Origin of the sequence: Gemmata obscuriglobus, assembly GCF_008065095.1 — a bacterium.
Taxonomy (GTDB): Bacteria; Planctomycetota; Planctomycetia; order Gemmatales; family Gemmataceae; genus Gemmata; species Gemmata obscuriglobus.
The window spans coordinates 4205148-4229560 of the sequence record NZ_CP042911.1 but is presented as its reverse complement, the minus strand read 5'-3'; the positions used below and the strand labels follow the sequence as shown (position 1 = coordinate 4229560).

Below are 24413 nucleotides of genomic sequence, written 5' to 3'. Positions count from 1 at the left end.
CCGCCCGCCGCGATTCGGCGCGGGCCGGAAATCGACGCTCTCGAAAGCGACACGACCGACAACGCAGCGGGCGTCCCGCCCGCGGTCCCAGGGAAAGGCAACGCTCTGCACTACCAGAGCACGCCCACGCGCGTTACCCCTGCGCCCCGTCGCGCACGCTGGCGATGCGAACCGCGGCGAGCTTGAACTCGGGCATCCGGCTCGTCGGGTCAAGCACGCCGCTCGTGAGCAGGTTCGCTGCCTGGCGCCCGCCCCAGTGGAACGGCGCGAACAGCGTGTCCGGGCGGATGTCGGCGGTCACCTCGGCCACGAACTCCACTTTCGCGCGGCGGCTCTCGACCGTAACACGGCTGCCGGTGGAAACGCGGTGCCGCCGGGCCAGTCGCGGGTGGATCTCCAGGCGCGGCAGCAGTTGCGCGTTCGCGAGCTTGCCGACGCCGCGCGTCTGGGCGCCGGAGTTGTAGTGCTCCTTGTAGCGCCCGGTCGTGAAGAACAGCGGGAACTCCGCGCTCGGCTCCTCACCCGCCTCCCGGTGCTCGACCGCGAAGAAATTCGCCCGCCCGTCGGGGTGATGAAACCGCTCGGTGAACATCCGCGGCGTGCCGGGGTCGTCCTCGCTCCGGCACGGCCAGAACACCCCGTCCTGGCGCTCGATCTTCGCGTAACTGATGCCGGAGTAATCGGCCGGGGCGCCGGCGGTCGCGCGCTTCAGCTCGTCGAACACGTGCTCCGCCGAGCGGAACGCGAATTTGTCTCCGACACCGAGGCGCAGCGCGAGGTCGTACAGCACGCGCAGGTCGCTGCGGGGGCCGGTGGGCGGCCGGGCGACCGTCCGGCGCCGGATCACCCGGCCTTCGAGGTTGGTCAGCGTCCCCTCTTCCTCGGCCCACTGGTAAACGGGGAGAAAAACGTGAGCGTGTTCGCTCGTCTCGTTATGGAACGCATCGCACACGACCAACAGTTCGAGCGCCTGTAACTTCGGCAGGATGCGGGCGAGGTTCGGGGCCGCGACCGCGACGTTCGAGCCCATCACGAACAGGCTCTTCACCTCGCCGCTGAGCACGTCCAGAAGTTCGTAAGCGCTCTTCCCCTTGCGCGGCAGCGACGCAGCATCGACGCCCCACACGCTCGCGACCGCCTCGCGGTGCGCGTCCACCTCGATCAGCCGGTACCCGGGGAGCTGGTCGGCCTTCTGCCCGTGCTCGCGCCCGCCCTGTCCGTTCCCCTGGCCGGTGAGCGTGCCGAACCCGCTGTGCGGCTTGCCGACCTTCCCGAGCGCGAGCATCAGGTTGATCCACGCGTGAACGCTGTCCACGCCCTTGCTGTGCTGCTCGGTGCCGCGCCCGGTCAGCACCATCGAACTCCGTGCGGTCGCCAGCCAGCGGACCGCCTGGCGCAACTGCGATTCCGACACGCCCGTGAGCCGCTCCACCCGCGCCGGGTGATACTGGAGCACCACCGCCCGCGCCGCAGCGAACCCGTTTGTACGGTCCGCAATGTACCGCCCGTCCACAATATGCTCTTCGATCGCGATGTAGAGCAGACCGTTAGCAAGGGCGAGGTCGGTGCCCGGTGTCACCTGGAGGAAGAGGTCCGCGCGCCGGGCCGTCGGGGTGCGGCGTGGGTCCGCCACGACGAGGCGCCCGCCGTTGGCGCGCTGCCTATCGAACCACTGCATCATCGGCGGCAGCGTGTCGGCCGTGTTCGCCCCGACCAACAGCACCACCTCGGCCCGCTCCACGTCGGCGACCGGGAACGGCAGCCCGCGGTCGATCCCGAACGCCCGGTTCTGTGCCCCGGCGGCGCTCGCCATGCAGAACCGGCCGTTGTAATCGATGTTGGCGGTGCCCAGCGCGACCCGGGCGAACTTCCCGAGGAGGTAAGCCTTCTCGTTGGTCAGCGCGCCGGACCCGAACACCCCGTTCGCGTCGGCGCCGCACCGCTCGCGGATCGAAGCGAGCTTCGCTGCAACGAAGTCGAGTGCCTCGTCCCATTCCGCCGGCCGCCACCGTCCCCGGCCGTCGCGCAACTGCGGCACGGTGACCCGCTGCGGGTGCCCGAGCAGCGCGGCCGACGACCACCCTTTGACGCACAACTGCCCGTTGTTGACCGGAAAGTGCGGGTCCCCGCTGATTCGTGGCCGGTCGCCGCCGAGGTCCTCGCCCATCAGGATGCCGCACTGGAACGCGCAGTACGGGCAGTGCGTCCGCACCGCCAGCTCCGGCTGCGACAGCGTTGCCAGCGGGATCGGCGGGAGCGCGGTCACGATTGCGGTACCGTTATGAACACTTGGCCGTTGCTCACCTCGACCGGGTACGCCCCGGTCGGGCACACGCTCTCCTGGTCGCACGCGCCGGAGCGTCCGTCGAAGCGGAACGCGTGGAGCGGGCACACGATCTGCGTGCCGATCAGCATGCCGTCTGCGAGCGGCCCGCCCTTGTGCGGGCACTTCCCGTCGACCGCGAACACCTCGCCCTCGCGGCCGCGGAACACCGCGAGCGACCGCCCGCCGACTTCGAAGGCGCGGCCGAGGCCCGTCGGCAAGTCGTCCAGCGTGCAGAGCGCGACACGAGTCACTGTGGCTGTCACGGGGCGGTCCTCGTTAAGAGATCAGTGGGAGGGGAACGCGTTTCGCCTCGTCGAACTGGCCCGCGTACACCGGTTTGTCGCGCTCGAGCCACGGGTCGACGTAGGCCGCCATTGTCTTCTCCACCTCGACATCAAGGGCGGCGCAGACGCCGAGCGAATCGTTGACGATGATCTCGCGCAGCTTCTCCACCCCGACCCGCGGCACGAAGTCGTAGGTGCGTTCGAGCCACTTCGCGTTGTCGCGGTAGTAGATCAGGAACCGGCCGATGACTTTCAGCGCGTCGTGCTTCGTCGGCACCCGGCACAGTACGTCCGTCTTCCGCACGTGCGCCCCGGCGGCGCCGCCCACCGAGATCTCCCATTCGCCGCCCTCGGTCGCGATTACGCCCACGTCCTTCACCGTCGATTCGGCGCAGTTCCGGGGGCACCCGCTGACCGCCAGCTTCACCTTTGCGGGGAACTCGAACCCCTGGAACCGCTTCTCCAGGTCGATCCCCAGGCCGGTGCTGTCGTTGGTCCCGTACCGGCAGAACTCCGACCCCACGCACGTCTTCACGGTGCGGAGCGCCTTCGCGTACGCGTACCCGCTGGGCATCCCGAGGTCCGCCCACACGCCCGGCAGGTCCTCCTTCTTGATCCCGAGCAGGTCGACCCGTTGCCCGCCGGTGAACTTCACCATCGGCACGGCGTACTTCTTCGCGACCTCGCCGATCTTGATGAGGTCGTCGGCCGTGGTGATGCCGCCGTACACGCGGGGGACCACCGAGAACGTGCCGTCCTTCTGAATGTTCGCGTGAACGCGGTCGTTGACGAACCGCGAATCGCGCTCGTCGATGTACTCCGTGCCCCAGATGCCCTTCAGCATCGATGCCAAGCCGTTGCGGCTCTTCTCGTCGTCCGCGGTGCCTAGTTCCCGGAGCACCGCCGACACGCTCTTCAGCCCGCGCGCCTTCACCGCCGCAACGAGGGTTGGCTTGTCCATCGGCACCGCCGCGACGTACCAGGACTCGCTCGGGTCGGCCTTCACTCCCCCGGCGACCGCCTCGATCAGCCCCTTCACGAGCTTCTTACACGACCCGCAACCGGTTCCGGCACGGGTCGCCTTACCTACCGCCGGGACGGTACATTTGCCCTTCTTGATGGCCTGCACGATGGTGCCCTTGCACACGCCGTTGCAGTCGCAAATCTGGTGCGAGTCGGGCAGGTCCGCGAGCGACGCTTCTTTCTTGGCCGATCCGGCGGTGAAGAACAGTTCGAGTCGGCGCTCCGGGACGGGTCCGCCCGCCTGGAACATGCGCATCAGGTCGTCCGCCGGGCTGAGGTCGCCGAGCAGGCACGCGGCGCTCACCTTGCCGTCGCGGATGATCGCCTTCCAGTAGACTTGGCGGGCGGGCTCGCTGAACTGCACAACCTCGTCCGTCGGGCACAGGTCGTTGATCCGGCCCATGCTCGCCAACTCGACGCCCATCACCTTCAGCTTGGTCGCGATCTTCGAGCCGCTATACGTCGCGGTCGTGTCGGCTCCGGTCAGCACCTTCGCGAGCACCTTCGTCTGTTCCCACAGCGGGGCAACCAACCCGTAGATCATCCCGTTGTGCTGAACGCACTCGCCCACGCCGAACACCGCCGGGTCACTGGTGCGGAGCTGGTCGTCCACGACAATCGCCTTGTCGCAGGCGATGCCGCACTCCTTGGCGAGTTCGGCGTTGGGCCGGATGCCCGCGGAGATGACCACGATGTCGGCCGGGAGTTCGCTGCCGTCCGCGAACCGCACGCCGTTCACCTTGAGGTGGCCGAGCAGCTCCTTCGTGACGCCGCTCGTGCGGGCCTTGATGCCGAGCTTCGCGATGGTCTCGCCCAGCACCTTCCCGCCGGCTTCGTCGAGCTGCACGCTCATCAGCCACGGGTTCACCTCCACAACCGTCACCTCGACGTTGTGGGTCATGAGCCCCTTCGCGGCTTCCAGTCCGAGCAGTCCGCCGCCGATCACCACGGCGGTCTTGCAGCCCTTTGCGTACTCTGCGATGTTGCGGCAGTCGTCGAGGGTGCGGAACGCGAACACCCCGTGCAGCGGGGTTCCGGGGATCGGCGGGATGAACGGCTTGCTGCCGGTCGCGAACACGAGGTAGTCGTAAGGGACCGCGGCGTCGCCCGTGTGAACCACCTTCGCGTCCCGGTCGATACGGGTGACGCGCGCGCCCGCGTGGAGCGTGATCCCGTTCTCCTCGTACCACGCCAGCGGGTTGAGGAAGATCTCCTTCGCGTCCTGGGTGCCGTTCAGCACGTTGGACAGCAGGATGCGGTTGTAGTTCCCGTACGGCTCGTCGCCGAACACGGTGATGTCGAACAGTTCCGGGTCGAGCGCGAGCACGTCCTCCAGGAAGCGCGCCCCGGCCATCCCGTTCCCGATCACGACCAGCTTCGGCTTCTGCGGGTGAAGCGCGCGGATCATCGAGCAGCTCCTTCGGATTCGGCGGCCAGGGATAACAACTTCTCGCGGAACCGGACCACTTCGCCCACCACGAACACTGCGGGGCCGGTAATCATCGCCTCGTCTGCGAGGCGCCCGATGTTCCCGAGGTCGGCGACGAGCACCCGCTGCCCCGGCAAGGTGCCCGACTCGACGACAGCCGCGGGCGTGTCGAGCGGTAACCCACCGCCGCCGAGTTTCGCCGCGATCTTCGCGACGTGCCGCACGGCCATGTAGAACACCGCGCCGGGCAGCCGGGCGAGCGCGTCCCAGTCCAGTGTGCAGTCACGCGAGTCGGGATCATGATGCCCCGTTACCAGCACCACCGCCTGACCGGCCGCCCGGTGCGTCAGCGGGATACCGGCCGACGCCAGCGCGCCCGCGGCGGACGTCACCCCCGGCACGATTTCGTAAGAGACGCCGGCCTCAGCAAGGGCCTCCGCCTCTTCGCCGCCGCGGCCGAACACGCACGGGTCGCCGCACTTCAACCGGCACACCGATTTTCCCGCTCGGGCGTACCGCACCATCAGGTCGTGGATCGTTTCTTGTTTCGTGGAGCCGACGCAGTAACCGCGCTTGCCCACCGAAACGCGTTCGGCGTGAGGCCCGACCTCTTCGAGCAACTCGGGCGCGAGGAGTGCGTCGTGTAGAACGACATCAGCCGACCGCAAAACGCGCAGCCCGCGCACCGTGATGAGGTCCGGCGAACCGGGACCGGCGCCGACCAAGTAAACGACCCCAGCCGACGCGAACCGGCTCACGGCGCCCCTCCGCACGTAGCAACTCCCTGACGGTGCAGCCAAATGCGGCCCACCGCGTGCGGGAGATGGATCGGGTTCGTAAGGTTTGGAGACGACAGACGCTAATTGCACGTGGTGTGCCAGAGACGATAACTACCACGCATCGGGACGATAAATACGTGGTTAACCACATGTTTTTTCAGTGGTTTTTTGAGCACATAATGCGGCTTGGTGCGAACGAACGTGGCGGTGTGGTTCGCCCAGGGTCAGAGCAGCGCGCCGATTCTGGTGCTTACCAACGGGGCATTTCGCACCCTGTCGGGAGCGTGTTGAGCGATGCGTAAGCTGCTTGCGGCCCGGCCCGCGACGCTCGCCCTCGCGCTGGTCGCGTTCGTGTTCGCGGTGGACTTGTGCCTCCCGCTGGGCGTCGCCAGCGCCGTACCGTACACGTTCGCGGTGCTCCTCGCACTGCGCGCCAAGCCCGGCTGGGCCGGCCCGGCGGTGGCGGGGCTGTGCGCGGCGCTCACCGTCGCGAAGATCGGGATCGTGCCGGAGCGCGGCAACACCGAGATGTGGAAGGTGATCGCGAACCGGTGCCTCGCCCTTTTTGCGATCGGAATGACCACCTTGCTCGGGCTCCTGCGCCGCAGTGCCGAAGCGCAGATCCGCCAGCACGAAGCGTTGCTGGCCCGGATGAGCCGTGTGGCGGTCGCGGGCGAGCTGGCAACCGTTCTGGCGCACGAGCTGAACCAACCGCTCGCGGCGGTGTGCCTGCAGGCGGACCTGGCGGTCCACCTCGCCACGGACGCCGCCCCGGCGGAACTGAAGGCCGCGCTCGGAGAGGTTGCGGAGCAGTCGCGCCGGGCGGCGGACATCGTTCGCTCGATCCGCCGAACGGTGCGCCCGGCCGACGCCGCACGCGGACCGGTCGATATTAACGAGATCGTGCATGACGTGGCGCGTCTCCTCGACTGGCGCGCCCGGCGGGCCGCCGCGGCGGTTTCGCTCGTTCTCGCTCCGGCCCCCCTTCCGCCGACCTACGGCGACCGCGTACAACTCGAGCAGGTGCTCGTGAACTTACTTCAGAACGCGATCGAGGCGGTCGAAGCGGTCGGCGGCCCGCGGCTGGTGGTTCTGGAAACGCGTCGAGCCGGCGCGGCGATCGAGGTGCGGGTCCGCGACACCGGTCCGGGGGTCAGCGCGCCGGAAAAGATCTTCGAGCGCTTTTACACCACCAAGCCCGACGGAATGGGGCTAGGTTTGGCCATCAGCCAGTCCATCGTGCGCGCCCACGGCGGTGCCCTGACCGCCGCCAACCGCCCCGACGGCGGCGCCGAATTCGTCTGTGTGCTGCCCGCTTACATTGAGGAACCGAAGTGAGTGCCGAGCCGACGATTTTCGTGGTGGACGACGACGAGGCCGTCGGTCGCGCGCTCGCGAGCGCCGGTAAGCTGCTCGGTAGCCCCGTGCGCACGTTCACCTCGGCACAGTCCTTTCTGGACGTGTACGAGCGCGACCAGCCCGGGTGCCTGGTGCTGGACATCAAGATGCCGGGGATGACAGGCCTGGAACTCCAGCGCGCGCTGGCCGACGCGAACCTGAACATCCCGGTGGTGATGATCAGCGGGCACGCGGACGTGCGCATCGCGGTGGAGGCCATGACGCTCGGCGCGCTCACCCTCCTCGAGAAGCCGTTCCGGCTCGAAGAGCTGCTCACGCACGTCCGCCGGGCGCTCGAAAAGGACCGCACCGGCCGGGCGGCCCGGCAGCACGCCGCCGACGCCGACGCCCGTCTGGCCGCTCTCACACCGAAGGAGCGTGAAGTGCTGGACCTGATCGCCTCCGGGAAAACCAACCGCGAGATGGCCGACGCGCTGGGGCTGAGCGTGCGAGCGGTCGAGGACCGCCGCGCCCGGCTCATGAAGAAGGTGGACGCCAAGTCCGTCGCCGAACTGGTGAAGTTGCTCACCGCGCGAGAGTCGTAGCACGGTCCGCCCGAGCGTAATCGGGAAATTGAGGTGACGTTGCGTGCGGTAACCACGCAGCATCGCCAGTGCTTCCGCCCGTGTGCAACCGGCACGAGAAAGAAATGCTCCGTTATGGTGTGCAACGTTTCTGGATTGTTGCCCTGCGAACTGGTCCTTTTGGGCACACCTCAACGGGATCTGCCCATATCACGGCGATGACTTACCGACGTGGATGTGATCCTCTCGGCCGTGAACGACCAGCGACACGGGTACGTGGAGGAGTGCGGCCTCGAACTACGACATCCGCTCACTGCGCATGGCGGGTTTTCATGGCATCACGAAGTTGGCTGCCCCCGATGAGAGCTAACCCGATACCCCACAAGGTTCTAGAAGAAGCCACGAATTGCAGAGAGCCACTTTTTCGATTCTACCCCTTGAAGAAGACCTTTAAGATCCCAAAATACTCTACGTGACGCCCCTTTAGCTCAGTTGGTAGAGCAGCTGACTCTTAATCAGCGGGTCCTCGGTTCGAGCCCGAGAGGGGGCACTTCCTAAGTGCAGAAAAGAGAAGGGGTTGCGGCTTTCGCCGCAACCCCTTCTCTTTTGCTGAACGGAAATCGCCACACTATTTTTCGCCCAGCAGCTGGGCATGAGGCGGGAGCAGGATTGCCGCAGCCTGCTTCAGGATGCCAGACCGGTCAAACGCCTTCGCGGCTTCTAGGTAGTGTCGGGCCGTCTGAGGGTCGGCACCGAGTGCCGCTGCCGTGGCGTACACATCCCCAGTCGTCGCCGCCACCAACGTGAACGCCCGTCCGCGCAGGTCGTGCGGTCGAAGGTTCTGTTCCCCCGGCCGGCTCTCGTTGAACTCGTGGAACAGATTCTGGATGGTCCACCCCCACGTCGTCGGCTTGTACTCCGTCACCCCGTGCTTCTTCCGATCCGGCCGGTGCAACTTCGACTCCTCGGCCGACCGCTCCCACAACCAGACCGGCCCGGCGTGCGTCTTGAGCGCGGTCGCCAGTTGAGCAGGGAGCGGCACCACACGCGCCTCCCGTGTTTTGGTCGTCTCGGCGGACAGGGTAAGTGTGTCGGCGCCAAGGTCGGTCGTCCGCACCTTGCACAAGTCGAGGGTCCGGCGCCCGGCGACAATCTTCACCTGGACGAACAACTTGGGAAGCTCCCAACCCGGGTGCCTCTGCGCCAGCCACGTGAAGAACGCGGTCACCGTCTCCTCGGCCGGCACCGTCACCCGCCTGCCGCGCGGGGTGTTCGGGTACTCAACCTCACGCGACGGGTTGCCGTCCACATGCCCGAGCGGCTTGAAATGCTTCTGCCACAGCGAACGGAGGCAGCGAAGGTAGGTCGCACACGAAGTCTTCGAGCGCGTGTACCGCTTGGCGTCACTCGCCTTGCCGCGGGCGTACGTCCCCGACATGAACTTGCGCTTGAACTGCTCGGCCAGTGGAACGGTCACGTCCGCCGGACCGGCTAACTCTGGGAAGATGTCTCGCAGGGCCTTGACCGCGGTGCGGTACGCCCGGACCGAATCGGGACGCAGGTCCGGCGTCCGGTCCAGGTCGGTCAGGACCGCGTCCCAAGTCGCCTTCGACGGCTCGGGCGGGAGTGCCGCGCGGTATTCCTCATCGATCATGGCCGGGCAGGCGTCTCGCGCCCCGCTTCTTGCGGCACCCGGTCGTCCGTTCGACCCGCTTTGCATCAGGACCGAGGAACCGGACCCGGAATCCGGCGGGCCGCGACTGAGCGAGTAATCGACCTCGGTGCCATCGGCCAACTTGTGCGTGTACTGTGCTCGTTGAGCCAACTGCGTTTCTCCTAAGTTGTCAAAGAACAGTGACCTTACCTGTACGACCCAAAGTTGTTTCGCGAGCCCGGAGTGCCTCTGGTGGCCGAGTTCAACTACAAGTGAGCAGGTGGCGGGGTGGAACCGAATGACCAAGAGCGAATCGAACGAGGCCGGAGGGCGAATGAGTTCGGGCGAAATTCCGAAGCGTACTCCCTATTGCTGCCGCTCGCTGAAGCCGGGAATGCGGAAGCGCAGAATATCGTCGGCAGCCTCATGATGGACTGCCGCCACCGGTTTGACACCATCGAGCAATGGTCGTTAGCGCCGTCACTCGACGCACAGGTGGTCCAGAGCGACCGGGACCACGCCGCACAGCTCTTGCGAGCAGCATCGGAGCAGGGGTTCGGGCCGGCCTCGTTCAACCTCGCGTCCCTGCTCGTGATGGGGCACGGCAACGGGACGCGAGAGGAACGACTGGCCGAAGCCGCTGGGCTGTACGCCAAGGCTTACGACCAAGGATTCACTGCGTTCGGATGGCTCATGAGCCGTGATGGTCCGGGCCAGGCGTTCTTGGACGTGATGGAGCGGTACGGGGCCGGTTCGTACTGCCCGTGCCCGTGGTCCCCTCCGGCAACCGAGACATGACTGAGGAGGGGCTACCCGGCGTCTCGACGTTCGGCGGCCCATTCCCCTCTGCTCAATCCTCTTCTGACTCATCGAGCAGCACAGCCAGCGTCCGTTGTGGGTTGTTCAGGAACGCTTTCGTCAGGAGGTAGTGGTCGGTCTGCGCGTACGAGGTCTCCCGGATGCCGTCCGCGCCGAAGACGTAAATCCGGGCGTCGGGATACGCCATGATGATGGGCGAGTGGGTGGCGATGACGAACTGCGAACCGCCCTTGCAGAACTCGTGGAGAAGGGCCAGGAACTCGATTTGCCGTTGGGGCGACAGCGCCGCCTCGGGCTCGTCCATCAGGTACAGGCCGTTTGCGCGGAACCGGTTCTTAAAGAGCGCGAAGAACGACTCGCCGTGGGACTGCTCGTGGAGCGAGCGCCCGCCGTAAGCGTCAATGAGCGGCGGGCCACCGAGCCCCGACTTCTTGAACTCTCGGTCCAGCCGCTCAATATCCGTCGCGACGTTGAAGAAGCTCTCGGCCCGGAGGAAGTAGCTGTCACCTGGAGCGCAGAGCGCACGGGATAGTCGGAGAGCGTCGCCGAGCTTGGAGTGCGAGGGCCGGGTCGTGAAGTTGAAGTTTCGACTCCCCCCCTCCGGGTTGAGCCCGCACTGGACGGCAACCGCCTCCAACAAAGTCGATTTCCCGGCCCCGTTCTCGCCGACGAAGAACGTTACCCTCGGATGGAACTCCAGGGTGTCCAGGTGGCGCACGGCCGGCAGCGCGTACGGGTACTGGTCCGGAGTGGTGACCCGGTCCCGAAGAAGCTGCATCCGCAGAAGGTACGGTCCCGGACGTGCCGTCAGTTTCCGTCGGGCCATCGACCGCCTCGTTCGTCGGTGTTCAAGTCGGTTGCGGGTGGATTACCGCAACGGCGCCCTTAGCGGCCAAGTTCTTTGATGATGAGGTTCATGTTGAACCGCTGGCGAGTCTTCGCCAACGACTTCTTCTGGTGCCGAACTTCGGCAGGCTTCTGGAAGTAATCGACACGCTTCTTGGTTGGCTTCGGCCGGAACAGTGGGTAACGGTCCGACCTCTCGATGTACCGCTTGAGTCGTCGCATCGCCTGCTGAACGGTCTCTCCGGGCCGAACTACTACTCGAACGCCCAAGGTGGTGCGTCTTGTACGGCTGACGCGGTGCCGGCGGAAACGAGAACGCTTTGATTTCTCTCGCAAGTGTATCCGTCGAGCAGAAGGTGACAATGTGAATCAGCAGGAGATGCTCCCTTCCTGCTCAAGAGCCACTTCTCACTTAAGCGACCTGTGGTATGATGCCGGTCGGGCGCGCCACACCGGCGCGCCCGACCCGAACCGTGGCCTGTACGCCACGTTGCAGATGAGTGACACGCTCGGCATCAACCCGTCCGCCATTCCGTGGCCATACGAATCAGAACCGCGCTCAGAAGGAATCGGGAGACCGTTCCTAACGCTTTCCAGCCCTCATCCCGGCGCGCCGCATACGCGGGTGCCTCCGGGCGAAGTGGCCCTGAGAGAAGTCAGCCGGCTCGTCGAACTGCTGACCGGAGTTACCTTAACTCGGCTCCAGTGCTCGCCTCGTGGTACGTGCCTGGACCTGTCGGTCAGCGACCCTCAGTCGCTCGCGTGGCTTGCCCACGATATGTGCGCGAACGACGTGCGATTCCTGGCCACCGTGGACTGGTGCCGGCTCTCGTGCCGCGGCACGCTGCGAGCGGAGCCTGGCGACATCGTGTACCAGGCCGAATTTCCTGGGCCACGGGAGGCTGGACCAGGCGAGTCTCCGACCGCTCTACAAATCCTGGGCATCGGCCTGACGCATGAGCTTCGGGACCGGGGAACGTTGAAGGAACAGGAGGCGACGTGGCTGCTGGAACTGTTTCACAACCGAGCTGAACGCTAAGCACGAGTCCGGTGTCCCGCTCGACCGCCGGCAGACGTGTAAGCAGGCAGAGGAATGGGAAGCGCGGCCGAGTTGGCGGGCAGTACATGAAGTTGGTCTACACCCGTCGGTACAATATCGGGTTCCTCGGCCTCGAACGTCTTCACCCGTTCGACTCGCGGAAGTACGGGCGGGCCTGGAACGCGGTCGGCCGCGAAGAGCGCCGACTCCGGAACCGGGCCTGGATGGGCGTACCGCGCCCCGCGTCCTTCGCGGACCTGTCAGCCGTTCACGACCCGGCGTACCTGGACCGCCTCCGCGACTCGAAAGTGCTGGCTTCCGCACTGGAGCTGCCGTTCATCCGCCGTCTCCCGGCCTGGGCGGTCAGGTGGACGGTGCTCCGGCCCATGCGCTGGGCCGTGGCCGGGTCGTTGGTAGCCGGACGCGCGGCGCTGACCGACGGACTGTCGGTGAACCTGTCCGGCGGCTACCACCACGCCAAGCCGGACCGGGGTGAAGGGTTCTGCGTTTTCAATGACGTGGCCTACCTCATTCACCGCTTGCGGACCGAGGGTCGGCTCGCGGCGGATGGTCGGGTGGCGTACATCGGCCTCGACGCCCACCAGGGTAACGGGGTGAGCCTTCACTTCCGCTCGGACACGCGGGTGTTAATGTACGACGCCTACAACCCCCGTATCTATCCGAGCTACGACCACGGCGCCCGCGCCCGCATCGACTGCCCGGTGCCGCTCCCCGCTAACTGTACCGGGGCCGAGTACCTGCGTGTGCTGGAACTGTCGCTGCCGGGCTTTCTCGACTCGGTGGGGCGGTCGGGCCGGGTCGCTCTCGCGGTCGACAATGCCGGGACGGACGTGTACGCAGGTGACGCCCTTGGCGGCCCTGACCGACCTGGCGCCGATCTTCGATTCGATGAAGCAGTCCACGGAAGGTCTCATCGCGTCGTTCCGGCAGTTCAGCCTGAGCAGCAGCCAGTTCGAGAGCACGCTGTCGTCGATGAACGCCGTGGCCGGCAAGTTCGCCGTCGAGTCGAGCGACATCATCTCCGCAGTCCAGCGGGCCGGTGGCGCGTTCAAGCTGTCGGCCGGCGACATGAAGTCGGAGTCGGAGGCCCTGAACGAGTTCATGGCGCTGTTCACGTCCGTTCGCGCGACCACGCGCGAATCGGCGGACAGCATCGCCACGGGCCTACGCACGGTGTTCACGCGGTTCCAGCGGGCCGACACGGTGAAGGCCCTCGGTGACCTCGGGATTAACCTGCGGTACACGCGTGAAGAGGCGCGGGCGCTGGGCCAGACGAACCTGACGGACCAGTTCGTGGGGGCGTACGAGCCGTACGTCGCCTGTCGCAGGGCCTCGAAGGGCTCCGCGAGACCGACCCTCGTTATTCGCAGGTGGTCGAACAGCTCGGCGGCTACCGGCAGATTTCGCGCGTCGTGCCCCTTCTGAAGGAGTTCAAGACCGCCGAAGAGGCCAAAAACATTGCCGTTGCGGGCGGCATCAGTCTCCAGCTCGCGGCCGAGAAGCGGCAGGAGTCGCTCTCGAACAAGATTAGCAAGCTGAAGGAAGAGTACCTGGAGCTGTTCCGGAAAATCACCGAGAGCAAGTCGTTTATGGCCCTGGCCAACACGATGCTCTCGGTCGCCAGCTCGTTCGCGAAGGTGTTGGATTACGCCCGGCCGCTCCTCCCTCTGCTCACCACGCTCGCCGCGGTCAAGATTGGCACCAACCTCGGCACCATCGGCGGGGCGTTCACCCGCGCGTTCGTTGCTCCCCCGGGTGCGATTGTGTCCGGAGCAAGGACCGGCGCCGGAACGACCCGGTTTTCGGAAGGCGGGTCCGTACCGGGTTCGGGCAACACGGACACCGTTCGTGCGGTCCTGACGCCGGGCGAGTTCGTGGTGAAGAAGCAGGCGGCCGAGCGCATCGGCTACCACAAGCACAACGGCATGAACGAGCGTCCGGAGCGGTTCACCACGCGGGCCTACGGCGGAGACATCTTCCGGCCGGTCGGGACCGACACGGTGACGGCCATGCTGACGCCGGGCGAGTTCGTGATTAATGCGCGGTCCGCGTCGGTCAACGCGGCCCTGTTGCACCAAATCAACGAGGCCCGCGGTCCGGACTACCTCGCCAACGGCGGGATGGCCGACTACGACCGGTTCGCGGCGGACTCGGGGAGCCGGGCCGCCCAGAACGAGGCCCAGCGGCAGGCGTAGGACCGCGTGAAGAAGCAGCAGGGCCGGCAGCGCCGACGGGACGGCGGGCTCGGCCAGACCGAGGCCATCCGCAAGCTCTGGTCGAACTACGGCGGGCGCGAGCGGTACGAGCGGCTGATGCGGGAGGGGGCGGCGGACACTGCGGCCGGCAACCTCGTGTTCGCGGCCCAGGCCCGCAACTTCAACCGCCAGTCGGGCGCGTTCGACGGCATCCGCCGGCCGGGCGACGAGGGCCAGCTGAGCATCGAGCGGCGGGTCGGCTCGGTCGAGGACCGGCAGCTCGACGAGCGGTGGCGGACCGACGAGGCCCTGAAGCGGTACACGGCCGCACGGGTCGGGCAGCAGACGGTGAACGTCCGCAAGTTCGCGTCGGGCGGGTTCGTGGGCGGTGCGGGGACGGGTGACACCGTGCCCTCCTTGCTCACTCCGGGCGACTTCGTTCTCAACACGGCCGCGGTTGCCCGGATTGGGGCTCACAACGTGGCCCGGTTCAATCAGGGCGGTCCGGTCGGCCACGTCAGCTACCTCGCGAACGGCGGGCAGGCCCAGGCCACCAGTGGTTCGTCCGGCGGCACGGTCGCGCTTTCGGGCGAGGCGGTCAGGGCCGTGACCGACTTGTCTTCGACGCTCGCCCAGTTCGTTCAGCAGGCGGGCGGATTCGGTCAGGCGGCGCAGCCCCTGGCCCAGACGTTCAACGTGTTCGCCGGCTCGGCCCAGCAGCTGACGCAGGCCCTGAGCAACATGCCGAAGTCGCTGACCATCACGGGACAGCATCAGGTGAACGTGGTGATTAACGGCGCCGAGGTGATGACCAAGCTGACGCCGGAGATTCAGCAGATGGTCACCAGCAGCGTGAAGGAGCAGTTGACCCGCGTGTTCAAGGAACAGATGCCCGATGCGGGTGTCCACCTCAACTGATGAACGAGAGCGTGATGCAGACGATGACGGTTTTCACGGCCGAACGCGAGGCCGGGCTCGAACCGACGATTCGGTCTACGGCCCGGGTGGCCTGGGCGTCGCTCGTTCGCGAGGGCGACGGTCCCGTGAAGGAGCGACCTACACGCAGCTGGCACGCGACTACGGGGTGTCGGTGTCGGCCGCGTACAAGGCAATCGTCGGCACCAGCTGGAAGCATGTCGAGTGATTTTCCCGGCCGGCCACACAAAGAGCGGCCGAAAACTGGTTTCATTTCAAAACCGAGTGCCACTCAAGTCCACGATGTTGGTGCCGGCGCGCAATCCCACTGGAGACTTCATGCCGAAACCGACCTTCTTCAGGTACGACTCGACCACGTACTCGTTTTACGATGCCGACGGGAACATCCTGGTGACCCTGCCGGCACCGACCAGCGACCTGACGCAGACCATCGCCGTGACGTTCGGCTACTCGGCCGAGACCGCCCCCGACATCTTGTGTGTTGGTTCCGGCGCCCCGTCTGATGAGGACGTGCCCTCGCAGGCCCACCTCGACACCGTGGCGGCGTTCTCGACCGAGCCGGGGTCCCGAGTTTGAACTGGCCCCACGGAATCCCCGAGGCCGAGTTCCTCGCGGCAGTCGCTCACGTCGCCAGGGTTCTGGCCGCGAAGTTTCAGTTTGGAATGCACGACGCGGACGACATCACCCAGATGGTCGCGGTGTACGCCTTGGAGGCGCTGCCGCGGTATGACCCGGTGAAGGGGAATCTCGAAGGCTTCGTTTGAGACTTCTCGCTGAACGCGACAACTTCATGATGCCGGCTTTCTGGTCTCCACACCCTTCGACTGTGTATCCGGCGTGACCGCGGTTTGTTTTTGGGTCAAGCGTTGTTGGTGCCAGCGATCCAGGGCCAGGACGATGAACCGGACGATGGTCCTTCGCCGACGCCATTTGTACCGCACCTTTTCCAAGTATCGGAGGCGCCGATTGGTGCGCTCCACGTGGTTATTGGTCCGAACCCGTCGAGCGTGGGGGCTGTGCAGGAACGCCATCATCTTGTCGAACTTCTCGGCGCTCAGCAGTTCCAACGCCGAGGACAGGTCGGGATCGGATTGGTACTGTGCGTCTCGGACCAGAGCCGCCCGACGGCACCGCGCTTGATGAGGGCTTTGCTCGGGGTCGAACAGCCGATAGATCCGAAGCGCGAACGCGCGGAGCGCCCGCAGCGCGGGCAGGTAACCGAACATCTGGCTGAGCCAGCGGCGTTGTCGCCCATCCAGATGTTCGGGTCGGGTCACGATCAGGTGCCGATGCTTCCACACGAAGTGCCCTTGCTCCGTCTTGGTCTTCCCGCGGCGTGCCCGGGCCTGTTTCTGGGCCTTGCTCGGCCGGCCCCGACGTCGCTTCCGTCCCCCTTTTCGGGCGAGCGCGCGTCGGAGCCGTCGCAGGGCATCGAAGACATGGGTATTGATGTCCTTGAGGACATGGAACACGCACAGCTGGTGACGGGCGTGGGGCCACAGGTCCGCCAACACGGTGGGGTACAGGTTCGAGCCATCGGTGACGACCACTTGGGGCAAGAACCCGTGGTTCCGCAGGTTGTTCAGGAACCCACGCATATGGGCCTGATCGTTGGCCGAGACCACGGCGAAGGCCACCGGGAAATCGCCGATCGGGTCGGTGGCCAACAGGAGCGTGCGGTGGCCCAAGTGCAGCTCGTCGATGCACAGGGTGCCCGAGAAGTTGTCAAGCGTCCACTGGCGGTACCCGGGCATGTCGGTCTGGCGCACCTTCCAGTCCAGGCAGTCCGAGAGGAACCCGTCGGACAGATCCAGGAGGAAGTCCCGACGCAACGCCTGTTGGAGCCGATGGGCGCTCATGCCGTCCTCGAGGAGTCGGTCGATGACGGCCTCGCGAACGCGGTTGGTGTACTCGGCTCGAGGTTCGATCCCTTCGATCTGAGAGCGGAAGGTCTTGCAACAGGCACAGGTGGCGCGGTATTCTCCAACGGTCAACTCGAGGAACACGATTTCCCCGTAGGCGATGTCCCGAACGCGGCGGGTGTGGGTACCTTTCCGCCGTCCCCGTTCTCCGCACCGGGGGCACGGGAAGGTCTCCGGGGCACAACTCTTCGACACAACGCGCACATGAGCGCGGTCCATGCCGGTGTCCTTGATGGGTTGGTGTGGTAACCCCCAAAAAGGCACCGGCTGGACTCTTTCACAAGATCAATCACCGCAACGCAGTACCCGCTGTCGCGTCCAGCGAGAAGTGTCCTTCGTTTACTCCCATTGTGCCAACCGGCTATCGAACGCCCGACGCAACGAACTCGGATGCCGCACGGATACTCCATGCCAGACGTGCTACCAGCACGCTCTTGGCAGGGGCGCCGGGCACCCGGATGGCTCGACCTGCACGAAGTTCGAGAGGTGGTGCCGCCGCCGTCAGGCCCGAGCGAACCTCGCCAGCCCTTGCAGCGTCGATAGGGTTGCAGGGTTGGAGCAGGAGAGGGCCATGTGGGCCGGCACGCTGCTCCCGGACGCGACCGCGAACCAGGAACTGCTCGACCTCATCGACCGAAACATCCCGCTTGACCTTCGAGCCGGTTTCTTGCGGATGCGTATCGGCGAGCCGGTTCCGAAGCCAAGACGAGAGCGCGTCCTGCAAGCGGCCAGCGACATGCTCGATGACCAGCGCCAGTTCGAGGGCCGAGGCCCGAACAGGACGTTTGAGGGCCTGGACCCGGACGAGATGTTCGACGACCTGGACGAATAACTCGGCGTTCAGAGCGAATGAGTCGATAATCGGCGCCGGAACGACCGGCGTTCTGACCCCACCCCCTACCGGTCCAAGATTTGCCAACTTTGCGCCTGCACTACCGCAACACAGCACAGCGTTGCACTTAACCACGCGCCCGAGAGCGCCTGTGAGACCGACATGATACTATCACCGACTGCCCTTGACGCCCTGTTCGCCACCGGGAACGAGACCGTTCGCCCGGTCCGACCGAATGGACCACGACTCACACCGGATACCGGCCCCAAGACCGAACACCAGGGCGATTCTCCTCGCGCCGAGCGCATGGGACACGCCGGCGTACCGGCCACGTCGAACGAGATGCGAACCGGTAAGGGTGGCTGAGCCCACGGAACGGGTGCTACCAGCCTTCACCTCCTGCTGACGAATCAGGTCCGGAACACCTTCTCTGCTCCTAATCCCGCCCCCTCTTCGGTACTCGACGGACACCGGTCCGCGTTTTGCTTCCTAATCCGACCGGAACCTGTGCGGTGAACTTGGGGGAGACGGCGATGAACCGCGGACTGGCTCGAAACTGGTGGCTGTTGGCCCTTCGGGGCGGACTTGCGATGCTGTTCGGGGCGCTCGTGTTCGTGTGGCCCGAGTTGGCCTGGGCCACCATCATCGTGATGTTCGCGACGTACGCGTTCCTCGACGGTGCGGTCGCCATCGCTGCTGCGGTGGCCGGTCACGAGCGCGGTGCGCGGTGGTGGTCCCTGGCTTTGGAAGGCGTGGTCGGCGTCGCCGCCGGGGTTCTCACCGTGGTCTGGCCCGAGGTCACCGGGGTGGTGCTGCTGTACCTCATCGGGTTCTGGGCAGTATTCACTGGGGTGCTCGAAATCGTCGCGGCCGTCCACCTGCGCAAGGAAATCGAGGGTGAGTGGGCTCTGGGCCTCGCGGGGGCGCTGTCCATCGCCCTCGGTCTCGGCGTGATATTCGTTCCGGCCGCCGGGGCTCTCGTGGTGGCGTGGCTGGTCGGCACGTACGCGATGCTGTTCGGCATCACCCTGATGACGCTGGCGTTCCGGCTCCGCGGTCATCACCGGCTTTCGACGACCCGCACCGGCGTGGTGATGTGAGTCCGGTGCCGAGCGGTTCCCTGAGCAGGAGAGGGTGGATTCGGGACACAACCCGATGTCCCCCTCCTGCTCAACAGCGGATGCCGCTCTCGATAGTCCGCCACCGGTCACTTGTCCTGGGGGGCCGGTCGGACAATTCCTTCCGCCAAGGGGTCCTTGAACTCCGGCTCCTTCAGCCCCTCAGCTTTCTTCAGCGCCGCCTTGAGGTCCTCGACGAGCAACTTCTCGTCGTACGGGGTCGCGTCCGGCACCTTGATGTTCTCGGGGGCCATGCGGGCCAGATACAGTGCCCCCGGGTTCCCGCGGAACTGGCCGTAGCAGTAGACCTCGCCTTTGACCACCAGCTTCACGCCGCCGAGCACCGTGCGCCACACTTCGCCAACCGCGCCAATCGCCTTCGCCCTCTTCAAGAACAGCAACACTCGCCCCAGCGGAACCTTCTCCGCAGCATTTCTATCCTTCTGAAGCACTTGCGGGACCACCTGCCGAGTGTAACTAGAGTCGACCTCGACGGTCAGTTGCTGCTTGGGCTTGCAGTCCCCCTTGAACACCTCCACCACCGCGAACGTCGACTGGCCGACATCCGCCTTGACCTCGTCGCAGAGCACGATGTCCGAGGCAAGGAACGCAAGCGAGTCCATGCGCTAGTACGGAATGAGTGCCGCCGAGGCGCTCGGGCCGTAGCAGGCGAGGAACAGGAAGGGGAACAGATACTTCATCATCGCCTCCGTGAGGGCCGTTAACAACTCCACAATGATGGTCCGGCCCTCACTGGTCAATGGCAACGACGGTCATTTACGCGTGGCGCCAAGGCCCACGCTCACCCCTCCAGCCCGGCCGCGCGGCGCCCGCACGCGATGCACGCAGCGGACCACGACTGCTCGGCGCGCTCGTGATTGGCCCACACCTTGACATCTCGGTCCGCGGAGCCGGTCCCGGTGTCTTCTTGGTCGGCCTCCAAGAGCGGGTAGATGTTCACGGGGCAGCCGCGCCGCCATGTGCAAACGGATTCGCGGTCCGCACCTTGGTCGAGGCACCCCCACAGGTCCGTGAGTCGCATCCGGACGACCGGATGGGAGGCGTGTTCCCCACGCTCGTGGGGGTGAACCGTAGTCCCGGACCTGTTGCTCAGTCGCGAACCGTGTTCCCCACGCTCGTGGGGGTGAACCGATCGACGGCGTGGCGGCGGTGCCCGCGATGTTCGTGTTCCCCACGCTCGTGGGGGTGAACCGAATACGTCGACTCTTTGTCGGAACAGCACCGCGTGTTCCCCACGCTCGTGGGGGTGAACCGGCCGCGAAGCTGCCGGCGGCGAAGCACGAGACGCGTGTTCCCCACGCTCGTGGGGGTGAACCGAGGGCGTCAGCACCAGCACCTTCCGCCTCTGGGTGTTCCCCACGCTCGTGGGGGTGAACAGGTGGTGGCGGACTGGAGCAGTACGCTGCTGGTGTGTTCCACACGCTCGTGGTGTGAACCGGCCAATGACACCTACGCCAAATGCGCTCTCGGGGCCGCAGCCTGAATGCCAAGCCCTGCGATTTTCGGTGGTGTCCTGTTCGTCTTGTATGCGGCTACTGATGCGTGGTAAGTAGTTACGCTGTTCGGTCGTGCTTTTCCCTCGCGCGTGTTGGGATCGGTCATGGACGATCTGAGTCGGTTCTGTTGCCGGAATGCGGATTGCCCGGACCACGGGAAGCGGGGGCACGGGAACCTAACGGTGCCGGCCCGATACGGCCCGAGCAACACCCGGGTGCTGCGGTGCTCCACGTGCAAGGCCCGGTTCTCGGAGCGCAAGGGCACGCCCTTGTACGGCACCCGGTTGTCGGCCCAGACGGTGACCGCGGTGCTGGCCCATGTGGCGGAGGGATCCGGCACCCGCAAGACGGCCCGATTGGTCGGGGTACATCGGGACACGGTCACCCGGTACATCCGTCAGGCCGGCGAGCAGGCCCAGCAACTCCACGACGAGTTGGTGGCCCTTTCCCCCCCGGACCAACGAGCTCCAACTGGATGAGGAGTGGAGCTTCGTGGCCCGCGAGGAGAAGAACGGTGCCCCGGAGGAGCGGCGCCGTGGGGACTGCTGGGACCACGTGGCCCTGGATCCGGAGCACCGACTGGTGGTGAGCCTGGTGGTGGGCCAGCGAACCGAGGAGGCGACACACGCGCTGGTGCGGGACGCGCATCGGCGGACCGGCGCATCGGCGGACCGGCTCCTGCGGCTCATCACCACGGGCGAGTACCCGGTGTACGAATCGGCCATCCGCGCGGCATACGGGCAGTTGGTGACCCCACCACGGACCGGGCGACCGGGGCGCCCGCGGAAGGCTCGGGTGGTGCTCCCGGCGGCGGTCGCGTATGCGACCGTGCACAAGGCGCGTGAGAACAACCGGGTGGTGTCGGTGAGCACCCGGGTGGTGCTCGGGACCGCGGCCGCAGTGGCCGCCGCGCGGCTGGATTCGGCGGTGAGCACGGTTGTGAATACGTGCTTCGTGGAGCGGCACAACGGGACCGATCGGAACCGGTGCCGCCGCAAGGTGCGGAACAGCTACGGGTTCTCGAAGGACCGGGGCACGCACCGGGCCGCCACCGCGTTCAGTTACTTCAGCGACAACTTCTGCTGGCCCGTCCGCACCCTGCGCGTGAAAGGCGAGGGCGGCCGGTGTCGGGCACGAACCCCGGCGATGGCCGCCGGGCTCACCGATCACGTGTGGTCACTCGCTGAATGGTTGGCCCATCCCGCCGTGCAACAAAAGTAGGACACCACCAGATAGCCCCGCTGCACTGTTTCCGCTCCCGAGCGCAAGCCGAACTCGTACGGCCCACACCAACACGTTGGGAACATCCGGAAGGGCCGCGCGATACCCAAAGGACGCGCCGCTCATTACGCCAACGACAGCACGCGGATTGGGAAGGCGATTTCCACGCACCGGCCTTGGCCGCACCGCCGGCATATAATTGCGGGCTCAGACGCCTCTCCTTTCCCGACGCCGTTCCGGAGCAACATCTATGCGTCTTCCGCGCTGGGCGATGACCGCGACCGTGGCCGGTCTCGCCGCGGTCCTGACGATTCCGACACACGCCGAGGAGCCGAAGAAGTTGACGTACCCCGAAACGAAAAAGGGCACCGTGGTCGACGAGTACCACGGAACGAAGGTCGCGGACCCGTACCGGTGGCTCGAAGACGACGTGCGCGAGTCGAAGGACGTGGCCGCGTGGGTCGAGGCCGAGAACAAGGTGACCGCCGCGTTCCTGGAGAGCATCCCGGAGCGCGAGGCGATCAAGAAGCGGATCACCGAGATCTACAACTACGAGAAGATCAGCGCCCCGTTCAAGGTCGGCGGCCGGTACTTCTTCTTCAAGAACGACGGGCTCCAGAACCAGAACGTGCTGTTCGTTCAGGACGCGCTCGACGCCGAGGCCAAGCTCCTCATCGACCCGAACGCCTGGACCAAGGACGGCACCCTCGCGCTGTCGGGGCTGGAGGTCAGCGACGACGCCAAGCTGATCGCCTACGGCACCGCGCAGTCGGGCAGCGACTGGAACACCTGGAAGGTGTTCGACGTGGCGACCGGCAAAACGCTGCCGGACGAGCTGAAGTGGGTGAAGTTCAGCAGCACCTCGTGGACGAAGGACGGCAAGGGCTTCTACTACAGCCGGTTCCCCGAGCCGCAGGCCGGGGCCGCGTTCCAGAACCTGAACGTGGATCAGAAGCTGTACTACCACAAGCTGGGCACGCCGCAGAGCGAGGACGAACTGGTCTACGAGCGCACGGACAACCCCAAGTGGACCGTCGGCGGCGGGGTGACCGAGGACGGCAAGTACCTGATCATCTCCGTCGGCGACGGCACCACCAGCCGTAAGTCCCGCATCGCGTACCGGGCGCTCGGCACCACCGACAGCCGGACCGTCGAGCTGATCGACAACCACGACAACAAGTTCGACTTCCTGGGTAACGACGGCGGGGTGTTCTACTTCAAGACCGACTACCGGGCACCGAAGTACCAGATCGTCGCGATCGACACGAAGAACCCGGACAAGAAGAACTGGAAGACGGTGATCGCCGAGGCGAAGGAGCCGCTCGACGGCGCCGACCTGGTCGGCAACCGGTTCATCTGCAGCTACCTGAAGGACGCGAAGACGCTGGTGAAGGTCCACGAGGTGGACGGCACGTTCGTCCGCGAGGTGGACCTGCCCGGGATCGGCACCGCCGCGGGGTTCAACGGCAAGCGCGAGGACAAGGAGACCTTCTACACGTTCAGCAGCTTCGCCACGCCCCCGAGCGTGTACCACTACGACATCGCGACCGGCGCGAGCAAGCTGATCCGCCAGGCGAAGGTGAAGTTCGACCCGACCCAGTACGAGGTGAAGCAGGTCTTCTACGCGAGCAAGGACGGCACGAAGGTGCCGATGTTCATCGCGCACAAGAAAGGCCTCAAGCTTGACGGCACCAACCCGACGCTGCTGTACGGGTACGGCGGGTTCAACATCTCGCTCACACCGGGCTTCTCGGTGTCGCGGCTGCAATGGATGGAGATGGGCGGGGTGTTCGCGGTGGCGAACCTGCGCGGCGGCGGCGAGTACGGCGACGAGTGGCACCGCGCCGGCACGAAGCTCCAGAAGCAGAACGTGTTCGACGACTTCATCGCGGCGGGCGAGTACCTCGTTAAAGAGAAGTACACCTCCCCCAAGAAGCTCGCGATTCAGGGCGGGAGCAACGGCGGGCTGCTCGTGGGCGCCTGCCTGACGCAGCGCCCGGACCTCTTCGGCGCGGGCCTGCCGGCCGTGGGCGTGATGGACATGCTCCGGTTCCAGAAGTTCACCGCGGGGCGGTTTTGGGTGGACGACTACGGTTCGTCGGACAACAGCGCGGAGTTCAACGAGCTGTACAAGTTCAGCCCGTACCACGTGCTGCTGAAGAACGGCCCGAAGGCGTACCCGGCAACGATGGTGACCACCGCCGACACCGACGACCGTGTGGTCCCGGGGCACAGCTTCAAGTTCGCGGCGGCACTCCAGGCGAACAACTCGGGGCCGAACCCGACGCTGATCCGCATCGAGACGAAGGCGGGCCACGGGGCCGGCAAGCCGACGACGAAGATCATTGAGGAAGTCGCCGACCAGTGGGCGTTCCTGGTGAAGACGCTCGACTTCAAGCCGACGATCGAGAAGTGAGAACCCGAGCGTGAGCGAAGCCGCGGCCGGGGGGAACCTCGGCCGCGTGCGCGGGTGGTGGGCGAGGTTGGTCTTCAGCACGTAGTAGTGCCGCGGTCTTGCGACACAGTTCGA

24 protein-coding genes, 1 tRNA gene, 1 pseudogene and 1 CRISPR repeat array are annotated in these 24413 nt (G+C 66.0%); of the genes and pseudogenes, 16 read left to right on the top strand and 10 right to left on the bottom strand.

Features of this window, described 5'->3' with window-relative positions:
• Window positions 1–133: 133 nt before the first annotated feature.
• The 4 genes from GobsT_RS17525 to cobA are packed head-to-tail and all read right to left on the bottom strand — an operon-like array spanning window position 134 to window position 5820.
• The gene (locus tag GobsT_RS17525) at window positions 134–2266 is read right to left on the bottom strand and encodes a molybdopterin oxidoreductase family protein (protein ID WP_010047237.1); all 2133 of its coding nucleotides are present in this window, start codon (window positions 2264–2266) and stop codon (window positions 134–136) included.
• A complete protein-coding gene (locus tag GobsT_RS17520) occupies window positions 2263–2589 on the bottom strand; it encodes a Rieske (2Fe-2S) protein (protein ID WP_033199467.1) in 327 nt (108 codons plus the stop codon). Before GobsT_RS17520 ends, GobsT_RS17525 begins: the two co-directional genes overlap by 4 nt.
• Before the next feature lie 13 nt (window positions 2590–2602).
• Window positions 2603–5041 carry a nitrite reductase large subunit NirB gene (gene nirB, locus GobsT_RS17515; protein WP_010047233.1) on the bottom strand — a complete coding sequence of 813 codons (2439 nt, stop codon included), beginning with the start codon at window positions 5039–5041 and terminating at the stop codon, window positions 2603–2605.
• Window positions 5038–5820 carry a uroporphyrinogen-III C-methyltransferase gene (gene cobA, locus GobsT_RS17510; RefSeq protein ID WP_010047231.1) on the bottom strand — a complete coding sequence of 261 codons (783 nt, stop codon included), beginning with the start codon at window positions 5818–5820 and terminating at the stop codon, window positions 5038–5040. The genes nirB and cobA overlap by 4 nt, the downstream gene beginning before the upstream one ends.
• 315 nt (window positions 5821–6135) lie before the next feature.
• On the opposite strand from cobA, the gene GobsT_RS17505 reads away from it, so the two are divergent.
• The 3 genes from GobsT_RS17505 (at window position 6136) to GobsT_RS17495 (ending at window position 8313) form a co-directional block, all read left to right on the top strand.
• Window positions 6136–7179 carry a sensor histidine kinase gene (locus tag GobsT_RS17505; RefSeq protein WP_010047230.1) on the top strand — a complete coding sequence of 348 codons (1044 nt, stop codon included), beginning with the start codon at window positions 6136–6138 and terminating at the stop codon, window positions 7177–7179.
• Complete coding sequence (locus tag GobsT_RS17500; RefSeq protein WP_010047229.1) at window positions 7176–7784, top strand: response regulator transcription factor; 609 nt, start codon at window positions 7176–7178, stop codon at window positions 7782–7784. The genes GobsT_RS17505 and GobsT_RS17500 overlap by 4 nt, the downstream gene beginning before the upstream one ends.
• Before the next feature lie 456 nt (window positions 7785–8240).
• Window positions 8241–8313, top strand: a tRNA-Lys gene (locus GobsT_RS17495).
• A 78-nt stretch (window positions 8314–8391) separates the two neighbouring features.
• On the opposite strand, the gene GobsT_RS17490 is transcribed toward GobsT_RS17495, so the two are convergent.
• Entirely contained in the window at window positions 8392–9588 is a 1197-nt protein-coding gene (locus GobsT_RS17490) for a tyrosine-type recombinase/integrase (protein WP_148087777.1), read from the bottom strand.
• 198 nt (window positions 9589–9786) lie between these two features.
• Here GobsT_RS17490 and GobsT_RS17485 point away from each other — a divergent pair, with 198 nt between their 5' ends.
• A complete protein-coding gene (locus GobsT_RS17485; protein WP_010052177.1) occupies window positions 9787–10215 on the top strand; it encodes an SEL1-like repeat protein in 429 nt (142 codons plus the stop codon).
• 52 nt (window positions 10216–10267) lie between these two features.
• Here GobsT_RS17485 and GobsT_RS17480 read toward each other — a convergent pair whose 3' ends face one another.
• Window positions 10268–11062 (bottom strand): AAA family ATPase, encoded by a 795-nt coding sequence (locus GobsT_RS17480; RefSeq protein ID WP_010052178.1) that lies wholly within the window; start codon window positions 11060–11062, stop codon window positions 10268–10270.
• A 59-nt stretch (window positions 11063–11121) separates the two neighbouring features.
• On the bottom strand, window positions 11122–11304 hold the full coding sequence (locus GobsT_RS17475; RefSeq protein WP_010052180.1) for a hypothetical protein: 183 nt from the start codon (window positions 11302–11304) through the stop codon (window positions 11122–11124).
• A 142-nt stretch (window positions 11305–11446) separates the two neighbouring features.
• Between GobsT_RS17475 and GobsT_RS17470 the strand changes: the two genes are divergently transcribed.
• The 7 genes and pseudogenes from GobsT_RS17470 to GobsT_RS17440 all read left to right on the top strand — a co-directional run bounded on the left by GobsT_RS17470 (window position 11447) and on the right by GobsT_RS17440 (window position 16037).
• Entirely contained in the window at window positions 11447–12121 is a 675-nt protein-coding gene (locus GobsT_RS17470) for a hypothetical protein (protein ID WP_148087776.1), read from the top strand.
• A gap of 86 nt (window positions 12122–12207) precedes the next feature.
• Window positions 12208–12939, top strand: a pseudogene (locus GobsT_RS17465) (arginase family protein); the annotation flags it as partial.
• Window positions 12940–12991: 52 nt separating this feature from the next.
• Window positions 12992–13567 carry a phage tail tape measure protein gene (locus GobsT_RS17460; protein WP_029600923.1) on the top strand — a complete coding sequence of 192 codons (576 nt, stop codon included), beginning with the start codon at window positions 12992–12994 and terminating at the stop codon, window positions 13565–13567.
• Window positions 13555–14337 (top strand): hypothetical protein, encoded by a 783-nt coding sequence (locus GobsT_RS17455; protein ID WP_148087775.1) that lies wholly within the window; start codon window positions 13555–13557, stop codon window positions 14335–14337. The genes GobsT_RS17460 and GobsT_RS17455 overlap by 13 nt, the downstream gene beginning before the upstream one ends.
• A 6-nt stretch (window positions 14338–14343) precedes the next feature.
• On the top strand, window positions 14344–15255 hold the full coding sequence (locus GobsT_RS17450; protein ID WP_010040705.1) for a hypothetical protein: 912 nt from the start codon (window positions 14344–14346) through the stop codon (window positions 15253–15255).
• Window positions 15256–15591: 336 nt separating this feature from the next.
• The gene (locus tag GobsT_RS17445; protein ID WP_029600922.1) at window positions 15592–15849 is read left to right on the top strand and encodes a hypothetical protein; all 258 of its coding nucleotides are present in this window, start codon (window positions 15592–15594) and stop codon (window positions 15847–15849) included.
• Window positions 15846–16037: a sigma factor gene (locus GobsT_RS17440; RefSeq protein WP_010040701.1), complete on the top strand. Its 192-nt coding sequence runs from the start codon at window positions 15846–15848 to the stop codon at window positions 16035–16037. The genes GobsT_RS17445 and GobsT_RS17440 overlap by 4 nt, the downstream gene beginning before the upstream one ends.
• Window positions 16038–16061: 24 nt before the next feature.
• Here the strand turns inward: GobsT_RS17440 and GobsT_RS17435 are convergent, their stop codons facing one another.
• Window positions 16062–17279: a transposase gene (locus GobsT_RS17435; RefSeq protein ID WP_157506574.1), complete on the bottom strand. Its 1218-nt coding sequence runs from the start codon at window positions 17277–17279 to the stop codon at window positions 16062–16064.
• A 487-nt stretch (window positions 17280–17766) separates the two neighbouring features.
• Between GobsT_RS17435 and GobsT_RS17430 the strand changes: the two genes are divergently transcribed.
• Window positions 17767–18027 (top strand): hypothetical protein, encoded by a 261-nt coding sequence (locus GobsT_RS17430; RefSeq protein ID WP_010040694.1) that lies wholly within the window; start codon window positions 17767–17769, stop codon window positions 18025–18027.
• 533 nt (window positions 18028–18560) lie between these two features.
• Window positions 18561–19127 (top strand): HdeD family acid-resistance protein, encoded by a 567-nt coding sequence (locus GobsT_RS17425; protein WP_033198399.1) that lies wholly within the window; start codon window positions 18561–18563, stop codon window positions 19125–19127.
• A 107-nt stretch (window positions 19128–19234) separates the two neighbouring features.
• Here GobsT_RS17425 and GobsT_RS17420 read toward each other — a convergent pair whose 3' ends face one another.
• Both GobsT_RS17420 and GobsT_RS17415 read right to left on the bottom strand, forming a co-directional pair.
• Window positions 19235–19768 carry a hypothetical protein gene (locus GobsT_RS17420; RefSeq protein ID WP_010040690.1) on the bottom strand — a complete coding sequence of 178 codons (534 nt, stop codon included), beginning with the start codon at window positions 19766–19768 and terminating at the stop codon, window positions 19235–19237.
• Window positions 19769–19947: 179 nt separating this feature from the next.
• The gene (locus tag GobsT_RS17415; protein WP_010040687.1) at window positions 19948–20187 is read right to left on the bottom strand and encodes a hypothetical protein; all 240 of its coding nucleotides are present in this window, start codon (window positions 20185–20187) and stop codon (window positions 19948–19950) included.
• A 20-nt stretch (window positions 20188–20207) separates the two neighbouring features.
• A CRISPR array of direct repeats spans window positions 20208–20544; the repeat unit is 30 nt; unit sequence CGTGTTCCCCACGCTCGTGGGGGTGAACCG.
• A 222-nt stretch (window positions 20545–20766) separates the two neighbouring features.
• Here GobsT_RS17415 and GobsT_RS17410 point away from each other — a divergent pair.
• From GobsT_RS17410 to GobsT_RS17400, 3 genes are all read left to right on the top strand, one after another.
• The gene (locus tag GobsT_RS17410; protein WP_109571035.1) at window positions 20767–21141 is read left to right on the top strand and encodes a hypothetical protein; all 375 of its coding nucleotides are present in this window, start codon (window positions 20767–20769) and stop codon (window positions 21139–21141) included.
• A gap of 13 nt (window positions 21142–21154) precedes the next feature.
• Window positions 21155–21883: a hypothetical protein gene (locus tag GobsT_RS17405; RefSeq protein WP_010040677.1), complete on the top strand. Its 729-nt coding sequence runs from the start codon at window positions 21155–21157 to the stop codon at window positions 21881–21883.
• 250 nt (window positions 21884–22133) lie between these two features.
• Complete coding sequence (locus GobsT_RS17400; RefSeq protein ID WP_010040675.1) at window positions 22134–24299, top strand: prolyl oligopeptidase family serine peptidase; 2166 nt, start codon at window positions 22134–22136, stop codon at window positions 24297–24299.
• Window positions 24300–24413: the final 114 nt, after the last annotated feature.